14 protein-coding genes are annotated in these 15004 nt (G+C 48.9%); 13 read left to right on the top strand and 1 reads right to left on the bottom strand.

Features of this window, described 5'->3' with window-relative positions; genetic code table 11:
* The first annotated feature begins 41 nt into the window (after window positions 1–41).
* From HMPREF9469_RS18570 to garD, 8 genes are all read left to right on the top strand, one after another.
* The gene (locus HMPREF9469_RS18570; RefSeq protein WP_007865013.1) at window positions 42–935 is read left to right on the top strand and encodes a carbohydrate ABC transporter permease; all 894 of its coding nucleotides are present in this window, start codon (window positions 42–44) and stop codon (window positions 933–935) included.
* A 10-nt stretch (window positions 936–945) separates the two neighbouring features.
* Complete coding sequence (locus tag HMPREF9469_RS18565) at window positions 946–1782, top strand: carbohydrate ABC transporter permease (protein WP_007865010.1); 837 nt, start codon at window positions 946–948, stop codon at window positions 1780–1782.
* 22 nt (window positions 1783–1804) lie between these two features.
* Window positions 1805–2755, top strand: coding sequence for a phosphoglycerate dehydrogenase (locus tag HMPREF9469_RS18560; protein ID WP_007865004.1), 951 nt, complete (start codon window positions 1805–1807; stop codon window positions 2753–2755).
* Between the two features lie 27 nt (window positions 2756–2782).
* Window positions 2783–3691 (top strand): dihydrodipicolinate synthase family protein, encoded by a 909-nt coding sequence (locus HMPREF9469_RS18555; RefSeq protein WP_007865002.1) that lies wholly within the window; start codon window positions 2783–2785, stop codon window positions 3689–3691.
* A gap of 89 nt (window positions 3692–3780) precedes the next feature.
* A complete protein-coding gene (locus tag HMPREF9469_RS18550; RefSeq protein ID WP_007864999.1) occupies window positions 3781–4794 on the top strand; it encodes a LacI family DNA-binding transcriptional regulator in 1014 nt (337 codons plus the stop codon).
* Between the two features lie 16 nt (window positions 4795–4810).
* On the top strand, window positions 4811–5461 hold the full coding sequence (locus HMPREF9469_RS18545) for an RpiB/LacA/LacB family sugar-phosphate isomerase (protein ID WP_040416844.1): 651 nt from the start codon (window positions 4811–4813) through the stop codon (window positions 5459–5461).
* A 4-nt stretch (window positions 5462–5465) separates the two neighbouring features.
* The gene (locus tag HMPREF9469_RS18540; protein ID WP_007864996.1) at window positions 5466–6737 is read left to right on the top strand and encodes a nickel-dependent putative hexonate epimerase; all 1272 of its coding nucleotides are present in this window, start codon (window positions 5466–5468) and stop codon (window positions 6735–6737) included.
* Window positions 6738–6852: 115 nt separating this feature from the next.
* The gene (gene garD, locus HMPREF9469_RS18535) at window positions 6853–8370 is read left to right on the top strand and encodes a galactarate dehydratase (protein WP_007864968.1); all 1518 of its coding nucleotides are present in this window, start codon (window positions 6853–6855) and stop codon (window positions 8368–8370) included.
* A gap of 75 nt (window positions 8371–8445) precedes the next feature.
* Here the strand turns inward: garD and HMPREF9469_RS18530 are convergent, their stop codons facing one another.
* Window positions 8446–9354: an AEC family transporter gene (locus HMPREF9469_RS18530; RefSeq protein WP_007864965.1), complete on the bottom strand. Its 909-nt coding sequence runs from the start codon at window positions 9352–9354 to the stop codon at window positions 8446–8448.
* A gap of 199 nt (window positions 9355–9553) precedes the next feature.
* On the opposite strand from HMPREF9469_RS18530, the gene HMPREF9469_RS18525 reads away from it, so the two are divergent.
* From HMPREF9469_RS18525 to HMPREF9469_RS18505, 5 genes are all read left to right on the top strand, one after another.
* The gene (locus tag HMPREF9469_RS18525) at window positions 9554–10990 is read left to right on the top strand and encodes a D-alanyl-D-alanine carboxypeptidase family protein (RefSeq protein WP_007864962.1); all 1437 of its coding nucleotides are present in this window, start codon (window positions 9554–9556) and stop codon (window positions 10988–10990) included.
* Between the two features lie 127 nt (window positions 10991–11117).
* Window positions 11118–11768 (top strand): precorrin-2 dehydrogenase/sirohydrochlorin ferrochelatase family protein, encoded by a 651-nt coding sequence (locus HMPREF9469_RS18520; RefSeq protein ID WP_007864959.1) that lies wholly within the window; start codon window positions 11118–11120, stop codon window positions 11766–11768.
* A complete protein-coding gene (gene hemC / locus HMPREF9469_RS18515) occupies window positions 11761–12669 on the top strand; it encodes a hydroxymethylbilane synthase (protein WP_007864957.1) in 909 nt (302 codons plus the stop codon). The genes HMPREF9469_RS18520 and hemC overlap by 8 nt, the downstream gene beginning before the upstream one ends.
* A 1-nt stretch (window position 12670) precedes the next feature.
* The gene (gene cobA / locus HMPREF9469_RS18510) at window positions 12671–14224 is read left to right on the top strand and encodes a uroporphyrinogen-III C-methyltransferase (RefSeq protein ID WP_007864955.1); all 1554 of its coding nucleotides are present in this window, start codon (window positions 12671–12673) and stop codon (window positions 14222–14224) included.
* 81 nt (window positions 14225–14305) lie between these two features.
* Complete coding sequence (locus HMPREF9469_RS18505) at window positions 14306–14950, top strand: hypothetical protein (RefSeq protein ID WP_007864954.1); 645 nt, start codon at window positions 14306–14308, stop codon at window positions 14948–14950.
* Window positions 14951–15004 lie beyond the last annotated feature (54 nt).

The raw sequence follows: 15004 nt of genomic DNA, 5'->3' as shown, positions 1-15004 counted from the left end.
ATGCCGTGCCAGCTTCGCAATATGAAAGGGGGAATTGTTTTATGCAAGAGAATAGGACAAAGGTACTATTTTCCGACAGGATATTAAAGAATATCCTTCCCTATGTTTTGGTTGCTCCGGTAGTGATTTATATTGTATGTGTCATGGTATTTCCTTTCTGCTGGGCGTTATACATCAGTTTTACAGATAAGGTGATTGGTGTAGAGGGAAAATTTTCGGGTCTGAAAAATTACATTGAACTTTTGATGGATCCGGTTTTTCAAAAAAGCATACTGCATACGTTTGTATTTACCGGGGGTTCTGTAATCGCAAAACTTATCCTGGGCATCGCCATGGCTGTGGTATTAAATGAGAAAATCAAATGCCGGAATGTATTCCGTTCCATCCTTCTTTTACCCTGGACCATTCCAACGGTGGTGGTGGTTTTGATATGGCAATGGATGTTTTCTGATGTGGGAGGCGTGCTCAATGCCCTATTGCAGATGGCAGGTATTTCCAAGCCTGTGCTGTGGCTGTCCCAGCCCGGAACCGCCATGTTTTCAGTGATTCTGGTAAATGTGTGGAAAGGGGCCCCGTTTATAGCAATCTCAGTACTGGCCGGACTGCAGAATATATCCCCGGAGTATTATGAGGCGGCCAGCATAGACGGCGCTAATATCTGCCAGCGGTTTATAAGGATTACCCTTCCCCTTTTGAGGGATGTGATTTTCCTGGCGGCATTGATGACGACCATATGGACATTGAATAATTTTGAAGTCATCTGGCTTCTGACCAAGGGCGGACCCTCAAATGCCACGAATGTTGTAGCGGTTTACAGTTATATCATGGCATTCCGGAACAATAATCTGTCCAAGGCGATTGCGACCTCTGTTCTTTTTTTACCGTTCATGGTGCTTTTAATCAACAAAGTCACAAAAAAATCATTGGAAGAGTAGGAGGGAAGACATGCAAAAGAGGAACCGGACAGTTAAAAAAATTCTGCTGTATATGATTCTCGCAGTGTTTGTGATTGCAGCGATCTTCCCTATATACTGGATGCTGAATACATCTTTGAAGCCAAATAATGAAATATACAACCTTAAACCGACATTTTTTCCGAAGAAAATATCGTTAGACGGATATAAAAGGCTGTTTTTTAAAACCGGCTTTTTTACACATATGAAGAACAGTATGATGGTATCCTCAATTACCTCTGTTGTTTCTGTGTTTTTTAGCATGCTGGCAGCATATGCCATTGCCAGGTTCCGTTTCAGAGGTAAGAATCTGATATCGCGTGGGATTATCTACTCATATTTAATGCCGCGTTCGGTTATGTACATACCACTTTATCTCTTTGTGGTTCAGATGGGACTGAATAACTCCCTTGGAGCGTTATACCTGATTTATCCGACCTTTGTGATTCCCTATGCTACCTGGATGCTTATCTCATATTTCAAATCAATCCCAATGGAGCTTGAGGAGGCGGCCCTGATTGACGGGTGTACAAGAATTGGTACGCTGTGCAGGATTATTTTTCCATTATCCCTGCCAGGAATCATGTCAACCATTATTTTTTCTTTTACACTTTGCTGGAGTGAATACTTATATGCGTTTGTAATCATCTCGGATGATCTCCAAAAAACCATCACGTTAGGACTGTCAGATTTGATAGTGGATGATTTATATGCATGGGGCGCACTAATGGGAGGTGCTGCTATATCCACCATACCCGTTGTTCTGCTCTACATGTTCTCATCAAGTTATCTGGTTACAGGCAACGCAGCTGGCGGGGTAAAAGGATAAAGATTATACAGGAGGCAGTATTTTGAATCATATATTGATGAATTTGGGACTCGAAGCAAAATATGATGGGTTTGAAAAACGGCTTAAGGCAGCCGGATTTCAAGTTGTAAGGGCAGGAGAACGCTATCCGGCACAAATCATAGAAACAGGTAAAGGATGCCGGGTTGCTGTGATCAATGCAGAAGACCAGTGGAGCAAGGAAACCATGGAAGGTCTGAAGGATACGCTGGACCTGATTGTCCGATTTGGCGTAGGACTGGACAACGTGGATTTAGCTGCTGCCAGGAACCTGGGAATCCAGGTGGCCAATTCAGCAGGAGCCAACAAAGAATCAGTCGCAGAATGCGCGGTTGCTTTGATGTTGGAATGTACCAGGCGGATATCATGGCTGGATGGGAAATTGCGTGAAGGACAATGGAAAGGTCTGCCAAGGACACATCAGTTTTCAGGAAAAACAGTAGGACTGATAGGTTTTGGGGCCATTGCACAGTCTGTGGCCAAAATGGCAAAGGGATTTGGCTGCAAGGTACTGGCCTGTGATGTAAAAAAAGATGAAGCCGCCGCCAAAAGTCTGGGAACGGTATTTTGCGAGATGGATGAGCTTCTGAAAAAATCAGATTTTATAAGTCTGCATGTCCCATTGACAAAGGATACCCGCCATATGGTATCGGAAGCATTTCTGAAGAAAATGAAGACAACCGCGATTTTGATCAATACAAGCAGGGGACCGGTTGTGGACGAGAAGGCTTTATACTGTGCATTGAAAGGAGGATGGATTCAGGCGGCAGGTCTGGATGTTTTTGAACAGGAACCGCCTGGTGGGGACAACCCGCTGTTTGAATTGCAGAATATAATCGTTTCTCCCCATGCCGCATCTTCTACGGAAGAGGCAGCAGGCAACATTGCGGATCTGTGTATGGAAAATATCCGTTCTTATTTTGAAACAGGAATCCCAAAATACTTTATAAAATAGATATGATTAAATAGAGGAGGGAAATGAATGAACATGCCTATAACCGGAGGCGTTATGCCTGCATTTATTACACCTTTTGATGAAAAAGGAAGGATGATTGACAGTGGAGTACAGGAATTGATTGAATATCACCTGGAAAAAGGACTGGATGCATTCTATGTTGGAGGAAGTACTGGAGAAGCCATGATTATGAACTCTGAGGACAGAATGCATATAGCGGAACTCTCGGTCAGTCTTGTAAAAGGACGTGCTCCTGTCATCGTCCATGTAGGAGCGCCCGATACAGAAACTGCAGTAAAACTGGCGGCACATGCAAAGAAAATTGGTGCTGATGCCATTTCCTCTGTTCCTCCTTATTATTATAAAATGAGCAGGGAATATATTAAGGAATTCTACCGGGCCATATCAGAGACCGCCGGACTCCCTTTTTTGATTTACAATATACCCCAGTTAACTGGAGTTTCCATAAGCAGTGAATTTATGATTGAAATGATGGAGATACCTAATATCATTGGGCTGAAATTTACGGATACAAATCTGGAGGAATTCCGCAAGATAAAAGCATATGATAATGGATACATAAAAGCGTTCATCGGATATGATGCCATGCTGATCTGTGCCTTAATGATGGGGGCAGACGGAGGAATAGGAAGTTTTTACAATATTATGCCAGATGCATTTTCAAAGGTATATGACAGTTTCCAGGCTGGAAAGTATGAGGAAGCCAGGGATGTGCAGTGGCGGATTAATAAATATATTGCGATTATAAAGAAATATATCTGTCCAGCTAACCAGCCTGCCATCAAAGCAATCCTGCGTGAGATGGGATTTAACAGCGGAACGACCAGAGGGCCAATCCTGCCATTGAAAAAAGATATAGAAGAAGCCATGATTAAGGAATTAAAAAAGGAAGGTTTCTTTGAGTTTGTGCGCTAGTTAATAAGAAGCATAGGCACTTCAAATAACCATTGAAAATGAAATCTTCATAGTATATAGTCAAATTAAAAAATACAGGAGAAGTGGCTATGAAAACATTGGAAGATATTTCCCACGAAGCAGGGGTCAGCATTTCTACGGTTTCCAGGGTCCTGAACAACAGCGGCTATGCCAGCAAAGCAACAAAAGACAAAGTCAGAAAAGCAGCGGTTGGATATGTGCCTAATGCAATTGCCCAGAGCATGGTCACCGGACGGTCGGAAACCATAGGTATTTTAATTAACTGTACACCGGAATATTTTTTTATGAATGCATTCTATTCTAAAATATTGCTGGGAATATCTGAGGTACTGAATCAGAAAAAATATAAAATGCTGCTGATCATGAATGAAGGGCAGAATGATCTTCTGGAACTTTATTATAACCGGAAAGTTGATGGATATTTAATTCTGGGAAGCACTCAAAGTGATGTTCTGTATCACGAACTAATCCAGCACAAAGTTCCTTTTGTAGTAATCGGTGAACGCAAGAAGAATGAGGATGAAGTGCACAATGTGGATATTGACAATTTTAAATTTGCATATGATATTGTGAAATATCTGATTAATCTGGGACACAGCCGGATTGGGATGATCAGTGCCAATATGTCCCTTGCCTTTTCTGAACGGGTCAGAGGATATCGCCAAGCTCTGTCTGACAGCAGTATTGAGTTTAAGGAAAGTTATCTGGAAGTATGTGAATACTCTATTGATGAAGAAGCCGTAAACCATGCCAAAAAGCTGATGTATATGCCGGAAAAGGTCACAGCAATATTTGGGGCAAATGACATGATTGCTGTATCTGTTTATAAGGCGGCAGAAGAATTGGAAGTTAAGATTCCCAAGGATATTTCGGTTGTCGGATTCGATGATTCCCAAATTGCACAATATGTATCTCCGCCGCTTACCACAGTGTGGCAGCCCAGTCATGAAAAGGGGACCAGAGCGGCTCAGATGCTGCTGCATTTGCTGGAGTCCAATCCTGAACCGGAATCCGGGCCGGAATTAAAATGTTTTATACAATTCCGGAAGTCCTGCTGTCCGCCTGAATACAATGTCATATAGAGGATTGGGGATGACAATGAAAATTGCGTTAATGAACGAATGGAGCCAGGCACCTAAAAATGAAATTATTTATAGGAAATTACGAGCGGTTGCCGACAAGTACGGGCATTCTGTCTACAATGTTGGCATGGTGAAGGAAGACGATATGCCACATTTGACTTATATTCATTTGGGGCTGATGGCTGCGGTGCTGTTGAATTCTGGAGCAGTGGATTTTGTGGTTACGGGCTGCGGTACAGGTGAAGGCGCTATGATATCACTGAATAATTATCCGGGCGTTATGTGCGGATTGATCAGTGAACCGGTTGATGGATACCTGTTTTGCCAGATAAACAACGGGAATGCCATATCTCTGCCATATGCAAAAGGATTTGGATGGGGTGCGGAACTGAACCTCCAATATATATTTGAACATATACTGTCCTGTGAACGAGGGAATGGTTATCCGCCGGATAAGAAAGAAGTACAGAATCAGAATGCCGCCATATTAAATCGTGTGAAATCAATTGTAAATAGGGATATTATGACTATACTGAACACAATGGATCGCGATATACTGCTGACTTCCTGCAGCGGGAAAGCCTTCAGAAAATGTCTGTTTGAAAATTCTCAAATAACAGAAATAGCGGATTATATCCGGAAAATCAAGGTTCCGGCAAAGGTATAAAGATATGGCCGATCAATTTTTAGAAGAATCCCATGGATTTATTGATGAAAAAAAATGGAACAATTTTCTAGCAAAATACCTGACAAAAGAAATACCCCATAATTTACTGTTAGTGCCCCCTGATTTTACCAGAGGGCACTCTTTTGGAGGCGTCATAACCAGGTTTATATATGAAAAGATGCATAAAGAATGCAATGTGCGTATATTGCCTGCGGTAGGAACCCATATGCAGATGACTGCGGACGAAAAACGGGCGTTTTTTGGACTTGTCCCGGAGGACATTTTTCTGGAGCACAATTGGAACAGGGACAATGTTGAAATCGGTATAATTCCAGGAGAAACAGTATCCCGGGTCACAGGGAGAAGATATGATAGAGATGTTCACATTCAGATAGACCGGCGTCTTGTCTCAGGTGAATATGATAAGGTTATTTCCATCGGCCAAGTGGTTCCCCATGAAGTGGCCGGGATGTCTAATTACAGTAAGAACATACTGGTGGGCCTGGGGGGAAGGGGCCTGATCAACCAATCACATATGATCGGTGCCCTATGCGGCATCGAGACGATCTTGGGAAATGTAGATTCTCCGGTAAGGGCGATATTTGATCATGCAGAGGAATATTTTATGGGCAATATCCCTCTCACATACATCCTGACTGTCACAGCCCAACAACGCAGGGAAGCACAGATGCAGGGACTGTATATAGGCAGGAGCAAGGAACTGTTTAAAATGGCAGCCCGCCGCTCGGCCCAAACCAACATCACCTATCTTCCCGAAAAAGTGCGGAAAATGGTGGTATACCTTGATGGGAACGAATTCAAAAGTACATGGGTAGGAAACAAGGCGATATACAGAACACGGATGGCAATCAAGGATGGAGGAGAGCTTATAATCATTGCTCCGGGCTTGAAGATGTTTGGGGAAAATAAGACAGTGGACGCAGCCATCCGCCAATACGGTTACTGCGGCACTGAAACAATCATGGAATTATATAAGCACGGAGTATTTGAAAATCTGGAAATGGTAAGCGCCCATTTGATCCACGGATCTTCTGAGGGAAGATTTAATATAACATACGCCACAAATCCGGAATGGATGGCTGACACAGAGATAAGAAAAGCAGGATATGGATGGATGCCTCTGGATCATGCTCTTAAGCTGTTTCATCCGGACGATAAATGGGAGGGATATCACACATTGGAAAACGGAGAAGAATTCTATTTCATAAAATCGCCAGCTCTTGGTTTATGGAAAGCAGAGGATCACAACGCTTAAAATAATTAAGAGTAAACTTAAATCTAATAATTTTACTTATGAGTGATCCGTTGCTATAATGAAATTAATTCATAAGTGTACTCCGGGAGTGCACATAAACTAAAGGAGGAAAAAAATGAGCGTTCCCTTATACATTAAAATCAGCGGCAAAGACAATGTGGCTATTGCAGTCAATGACATTCCGGCCGGAACCCAGGTCATGGACGGTGTGGTTGCGGAGCAGGATATCCCCCAGGCCCATAAGATCGCCCTGTGCGATATCCCCAAAAACGGCAGGATCGTCCGCTACGGGGTGGTGCTGGGCTATGCCATCGACCCCATAAAAAAGGGCCAGTGGATCAATGAAACCATGCTTAAGCTGCCCACCCCGCCATCCGTGGACGAGATGACCTTTGCCACCAACCTGGTAACGGACCTTCCTGATCCGCCGGTCGTGACATGGGAAGGGTATGTAAATCCCAACGGAGGGTACGGGGGCACCAGGAACATTCTTGGGATCAGCACAACGGTGCAGTGTGTGACAGGAGTCCTGAACGTGGCTGTGGAGCGGATGAAGCGGGAGCTTCTGCCCAAATATCCCAATGTGGATGATATTGTCCCCATCAACCATGCCTACGGCTGCGGCGTTGCCATCGGCGCACCTGAGGCCAAGGTTCCCATACGCGCCCTGAGAAACCTTGCAAAGCATCCCAACTTCGGCGGGGAGCTGATGGTGGTCGGCCTGGGATGTGAAAAGTTCACAGTGGAAATGCTGCTGGATGAGGCTGACATTTCCCCGGAAAACGTGATCATCCTCCAGGAAAAAAAGGGATTTGACGACATGATCAGCTCCCTGATGGAAATGGCTGAGAAAAAGCTGGCAAAATTAAACCGGAGAACCCGCCAGACCCTTCCACTCAGCGACCTGCTTATTGGTATGCAGTGCGGGGGCAGTGATGCTTTTTCCGGAGTCACCGCCAATCCTTCTGCCGGATACGCGGCAGATATGCTGGTAAAAGGCGGCGCCACGGTTCTCTTCTCTGAAGTCACGGAAGTCAGGGACGGAGTCTATCTTCTGGGTGAGCGCTGCGTCAACAGCGAGGTTGGCAAAAAGCTGGCTGACGAGATGAAGTGGTATGACCGATATCTGGAAAACGGACAGGTGGACCGAAGCGCCAACCCCACTCCCGGAAACAAAAAGGGAGGGTTGTCCAACATTGTGGAAAAGGCCATGGGCTCCATTGCCAAGTCAGGCACGTCCCCCATTGTGGAGGTGCTGTCGCCGGCGGAAAAACCATCCAAAAAGGGACTGATCTATGCGGCCACACCGGCCAGCGATATCGTGTGCGGCCCCTGCCAGCTGGCCAGCGGGATCGGCCTTCAGGTGTTCATGACAGGCCGCGGAACCCCCTATGGCCTGGCGGTCGCTCCTGTGATCAAGGTATGTTCAAGAAACGACATGAAGATGCAGTGGCAGGATCTCATTGATGTGAACGCAGGCCCCATTGCCACCGGTGAAGCTACCATCCAGGAGATCGGAACACAGTTGTTCCACGAGATCATTGACGTGGCCAGCGGCAGAAAGCAGAGCTTTGCCGAGAAATATAAATTATATAATGACTTCTGTATTTTTAATCCCGCGCCCATCACCTGATAAAAACATATTCATATAACCAAAAGCCCTGAGCGTAAGGAACACACTCAGGGCTTTTTAGTGCGCGGACATCCGTTACAAAAGCAGCATCAGAAGCGGTATGGTAACCAGGGACAGAAGGGTGGTTGTCACAATACATCTGGAGGCATAATCCTCGTCCGCCCCATATTTAGCGGCCAGAAGAGCGCTGGTGCTTCCCGCAGGCATGCCTGTAAGGATCAGGGAGACCCCGGCCAGCATGGGTTCCACCCGGATCAGGTTCAGAATAACCAGAGCCACCAGGGGAAGGGCGATCAGACGTACAAATGCCAGATAAAACAGGCTGGGCTCCAACAGCTTTTTCCAGGGCACGCCAATGAGCATGGTCCCGATCACCATCATGGAAAGGGGTGAGGTGACGGCGCCTATATTGGCAATGGCAGTGTCCAGAAAGCCGGGAACCGGAAACCCGCTCATCCGCCGTGCCAGTCCCAAAAATACAGTGATGATACATGGATTCAGCAGGATATTGCGGCATTTTGTCTTAAGATCAGCGGTGGTGAACACGGACAGCCCTGCGGTCCACATGAAGATACGGTTGGGGATAATAAAAATGGAGGCTGCAAATAATCCGTCATTTCCGTAAACCGAAGCGACCATGGGCATTCCCAGAAATCCTGAGTTGTTGACCAGGGTACAGTACTGGAGGATGCTTTTCTTTTCCAGGGGATACCGGTTGTAGATCACCTTTCCCAGAAAAAAAGAGAGGATGGAAATACAGAAGGCCACCACCAGGATCAGAGCCGTCTGCATCAGGACCTCCGGTGTCAGCGGCTTGTTAAAGGAGTTGAAGATCATACAGGGAAGGGTGATCTTAAGGATCAGGTCCACCAGTTTCTTTTTCGTCTCCTGGTTGATGATATGTACCTTCATACAGTACATCCCCACTGCCATATAAATCAGAAGAATCAGCTGAGCATTCAGCATTTTAGTAAAATTTTCCATGCCACAAGACCTCCGGTGCGTCAATGTACGGTACACAGGCATTGCATACCAAGTATAAGTATACCTCAGATACGGTTGGATGGCTAATTAGTTTTTTAAAGAGAGAGAATAAGAAATTTTAATTCATTGACAGCGGCCCCTTATTAAAATATAATCATGTGTAGACTGTTTTATTAAGAGAGTAAAAGAAGAGGTACATATGCATCGTTTATCATACATTATCGTAAGTCTCGTCATGGTGTTATCTTTGTCGACCGTAACCGCGTTTGCAAAGCCGGACTGGCCCACTGACACAGGGGTACAGTCGGAGGCCGGCATTGTCATGGACATGGATTCCGGAGCGGTCCTGTTTGCCCAGAACATACATGAACAAAAGATCCCGGCCAGTATCACCAAACTGCTCACCGCCCTGGTGGTCATTGAAAACTGTGACAACCTGGACGCTCCTGTGACCTTTTCTCACGATGCGGTGTACAACATAGAATCAGGCAGCGGCAATAAACTGGCGTTGGAGGAGGGGGATGTGCTCAGCGTAAAGGACTGCCTTTACGTCATGCTCCTGCAGTCTTCCAATCAGGCCAGCAATGCTCTGGCCGAGTACATCGGAGGCAGCCGGTCCGGGTTTGTGGATATGATGAACCGCAAAGTGGCTGAGCTTGGATGTCAGGAAAGCCATTTTGCCAACCCCTCGGGGCTGAACGATGACACCCAGCGCACCTCCGCCTACGACATGGCTCTGATTGCAAGGGAGGCATTTAAGAATCCCACCCTTTTGGAGATCAGCTCCACAAAAAAGGCTTCCATCCCGGCAACCATCAACAACCCGGACGGAAGGACGTTTTCCATGGAACACAAGCTTGTTATAACCGAGGACGAGAGCAGCGAGGAGTATTATCCCGATGCGGTTGCCGGTAAAACCGGGTGGACCTCCCAGGCCGGCCAGACCCTTGTCACATACGCCAGGCGGGATGGCCGCAGCCAGATCGCGGTTACCTTAAGGAGTACCCAAAAGACCCATTATTCCGACACTAAGACAATCATGGATTTCGGGTTTGCAAGATTTAAGAATGTCGGCATAGCTGACAATGAAACAGACTATGTAACAGGGGATGCATTGGTCACCATCGGTTCCGAGACCTATGAACCCGGCCAGCTCTATATTGACAAGGCAGCCGTGATCACCCTTCCCAATGATGCCCAGTTTGTGGACGCACAAAAGCAGCTGGTCACCGACCTGCCGTCCGACCATCCCGAAGGCGCTGTGGCTAAACTGTCTTATACATACAATGAACGAAAGATCGGGGATGCCTGGCTTTTCACCACCAGGGAGCAATCCGTAAACACGGCCGCCCCACTTCCTTCCCAGGAAGAGCCGCAGACCCAGGATCCCCAGGTTCCCGACAGCAGCGGTGTTAAGATCCCCACCCCGGTGTTTATTGTGGGCGGCGTGATCCTTGTCCTGGCAGCACTTGCAGCCATCGGCTTTTTCTGGATCAAAAAGCGGCGGGAGGCGGAACGCCAGCGCCAGCTCAGACTCCGTGAAAAGCGCAGGCAGAGACTGGCTGATATCGGATTCACGGAAGAAGATTTTGAGCGCATCCTGGAGGAGCGGAGAAAGCAGCGCGACATGGATTAATACAAGTGTATGACGCTACCAAATGAGACGCGGACAGCATGGACCAACTTCTGTCTGCGTCTCATTCAATGTCTTTGCAGGAAGCGGGACAGGAGACAGATATGGGATTGATGGAGGAGGTAAGGAAATGGCATATTTTCCGTTTTTTGCAGATATAGAGGGAAAGAAATGGCTGATCGCCGGAGGAGGCGGGGTATCCCTGCGCAAGGTCAGGGACCTGCTGCCCTATGGCGCCATCATACGGGTGGTGTCCACAGACCTGTCCGCCGGTCTGTTGGAACTGGGTGCGGATCCTGTTTACAGGGGCAGGCTTACCCTGTCCCGCCGGGCATTTGAGGACGGGGATCTGCTGGATGCTGACTTTGTCATAGCGGCTACCAGCGACCAAGCACTGAACAGCCATATATCCGCTGTCTGTCATAGACAGGGGATTCCGGTCAATGTGGTGGACGTAAAGGAGGAGTGTTCCTTTATCTTTCCCTCCATTGTGCGGGACGGCCCCGTGGTGGTGGGCATTTCCACCGGAGGCGCAAGCCCTGTGATCGCCAGATATCTGAAGGCGCGGATCAGCCGGATCCTTCCGGACAATCTGGGGGACCTTGCACAGCAGCTGAGCGGATACAGGGGGCGGATCAAGGCCCTGTTCCCCCATTCTCCAGAGGTACGGTCCGGTCTGTTCTATGAACTGGCGGAGAAAGGCTTGGAAAACGGCTGCAGGCTGACACCGGAGCAGGCAGAAATCATTATTAACAGAAAGTTGGAGCAAGAACATGAGTAAAGTCGTCCGCATCGGCACAAGGAAGAGCGCGCTGGCCCTGATCCAGACACAGCTGGTGGCAGAGGAGCTGAAGCAAGCCTGTCCGGGGCTTGAGATAGAGGTGGTTACAAAGGACACGCTGGGAGACAGGATCTTAGACAGGCCTCTCCAGGAATTTGGCGGCAAAGGTGTGTTTGTGTCAGAATTTGAGCAGGCCATAAAGGCGGGGACCATTGACCTGGCCGTACACAGCGCAAAGGATCTTCCCATGGAGCTGGCGCCCGGACTTTGCATTGCCGCCGTCTCTCACCGCGAGGACCCCAGGGATGTGCTGGTAACCATGAAAGGGGCCATGGAGACAGGAAAAGAAATCATAGGAATCGGTACCTCCAGCCCCAGAAGGCAGCTGGAAGCCATGGAAAACCATGAGATTTTATGGCCTGGTTCAAAGGGAGTGCAGTGCGGCATTCTCAGGGGAAATGTACACACGCGGTTAAAGCGCCTGGAGGAAGGCTCCTTTGACGGGATCATACTGGCGGCCGCGGGTCTAAAGCGCCTGGATCTGCTGGGGCATGACGGATACGATTTCCGTTTCCTGCGGCCGGATCTGTTCATACCTGCCGGCGGCCAGGGGCTGATGGCCGTGGAAGCCAGGGAGGGAAGCGAAGCAGCCGCTCTGTGCCAAGCCATGGATCACCGGGAGGGGAGGCTGTGTCTGACCCTGGAGAGGGCAGTCCTCCAGCTTTTAGAGGCCGGCTGTCATGAGCCGGTGGGAATCTTCTCACAGCTGTCCGGAGAAAGAATGAAGGTTTGGGGAATCAGCCGCAAGAACAATATCACAAAACGCGCCTGCCTGGAGGGGGGCATTACCCCCCGGGAGATACGGCAAATGGCGGAACAGGCCGGAAAGGAGCTTGGCTGATATGAAGAAACAGGGAATAGTGTACCTGGTAGGGGCCGGACCGGGAGATCCGGGCCTTATGACCATAAAGGGCCGGGAACTTCTGGCTTCCTGCGATGCCGTGGTTTACGACCACCTGGCCTCAGAGCATTTCCTTGGCTGGGTCCCCGGGACATGCCGGAAACTTTATGTAGGAAAGCAGGCGGGACGTCACTCCATGAAACAGGAGGAGATCAATGAACTGCTTGTAACGCTGGCCTTATCCGGGCTGACGGTGGTAAGGCTTAAGGGCGGCGATCCCTTTGTGTTCGGCAGAGGTGGGGAGGAGATCCTGGCCCTTGAAGCCCATAAGATCCCCTATGTGGTTGTCCCCGGCGTCACCTCAGCCGTGGCAGTCCCTGAGTGTGCGGGAATTCCTGTCACCCACCGGGCGGTAAGCCGTAGCTTTCATGTGATCACCGGACATATGAGGGAGGGCGGGGAGGGCCTGCCCCCCGGCTTTGAGAACTATGGCTCCCTTCCCGGCACCCTGGTATTCCTTATGGGTCTGGGGCAGCTGCCCGCCATCACACAGCGTCTGATCACCGGGGGCAAATCGCCGGATACACCGGCCGCCGTTATTGAGAGGGGAACCCTTCCCGGCCAGCGCGTGGTCCGGGCCGCCCTGTCCCGCCTCCACGATGCGGTCCAAAGAGAGGGTATCCGCACCCCTGCCGTTATTGTGGTGGGGGAGACGGCAGCCTATGATATGAAGTGCAGCGCATTAAGGCCCCTTTCCGGGATCCGGGTCGGTATCACCGGCACGGAACAGTTTGCAGGCAGGCTGACCCGCGCACTTGAAGCCCAGGGCGCCCAGGTTTCATGGGTTCTGGACATGAAGGTGATCTCCCATGCCGAAAGCGCTCTCATGAAGGATGCCTACAAAAACCTGGAGCAATATACATGGATCGTGTTTACCAGCGCCAATGGGGTAAGGTTGTTTTTCCTGGGTCTGCGGGTTGCGGGCAGGGATTACAGAAGCCTGGGGCATGTCAAATTCGCCGTCATCGGGGAGGGGACCGGCCGGGAGCTGGAGAGGTACGGGTTCCAGGAGGATTATATGCCGGATTCCTATTGCGCCGAAGCGCTGGGACAGGGGCTCTGCGGCATCCTCACACCAGCGGACCGGCTTCTCATCGCACGTTCAAAGGGAGGTTCCCCTGTGCTGACCCGGCTGCTGGGCCAGGCGGGGATCCTGTTTGACGACATCCCATTGTACGAGGTAAAGGGCAGTTCTGTAAATGACAGTGCTGTAAATAACAGCCCTGCAAATGACAGCCCTGCAGATAAAACCGAAACGCTGGACTACCTTACATTTGCCAGCGCTTCCGGGGTCAGGGCTTATTTTGAACGCATGGACTCCATTGGCATGCCATCCTGGCTGCCGGATGCAAAGATGGTCTGTATCGGTGATATCACAGCCCGGGAGCTGGAACGATCCGGACATAAGGCCCACATCACGGCTTCCAGCTACCACATCGGCGGACTGGTGCAGGCGATCATTGACCATGCGGCTCTCTCATCATCTAAATCGTAATAAATATTAAGGTTAGGATAAAGACTTTGTCCATTTAAGCTGATATAATTTTTATATCTGGTTTTACGGGGGAATAAGGACATGAATACAGTAAAAAGGACAAAGTTAAAGGGAAAACATACTGCCTGGATCCTCGTTTTAGCGCTGGCCTGTATCCTGACAGCCGCTGCAATTTGGATGACCCATAGGGGAAAGGGCGGGATCCAGATTGCCGGTGATGCTTATTATGCCGGCAGTTTTCCGTTAGAAGGGTATTTTGATTACCATCAGATGGATAAAAAGTGGGCCGGGAACCCCCTTGGGGAGGCCAGGGACACCATGGGTTCCTCAGGCTGCCTGACCTGCTGCATCGCGGCATCCCTAAAGGGACAGGGCATTTACGATTACACGCCGGGACAGTTAAACCAGCTGTTCAATGACCACGGGGTCTATAATGAAAGCGGCGCCATTATCTGGAAAAACCTGGAGGAAGTCCTTCCAGGCGTAACCGTGGACCTGGACGGCCAAATGTCAAGTGCGTTCATCAACCGTATGATAGAACAGGGGAAATACCCCATTGTAAAGGTAAGGCGCAAAAGCGGCGCCGTACATTGGATCATGCTCACGGGAACAGAGGAAGATTCCTATGACATCACTGCCATGGATCCCATTGACGGATATGTCCGCTTAAGCGATTACGCAAACACAATTTACAGTGTCCGTGTGGTAACAGGAGGATTTTACTGATTGTCACATAGGCTGTTTCCTGCTATAATAGTACGGAAAACCGCTGTCAAAGGC

This window comes from [Clostridium] citroniae WAL-17108, from assembly GCF_000233455.1.
Classification (GTDB): domain Bacteria; phylum Bacillota; class Clostridia; order Lachnospirales; family Lachnospiraceae; genus Enterocloster; species Enterocloster citroniae.
Note: the sequence above shows the minus strand (reverse complement) of the source record. Positions and strands in the feature narration are given on the sequence as shown.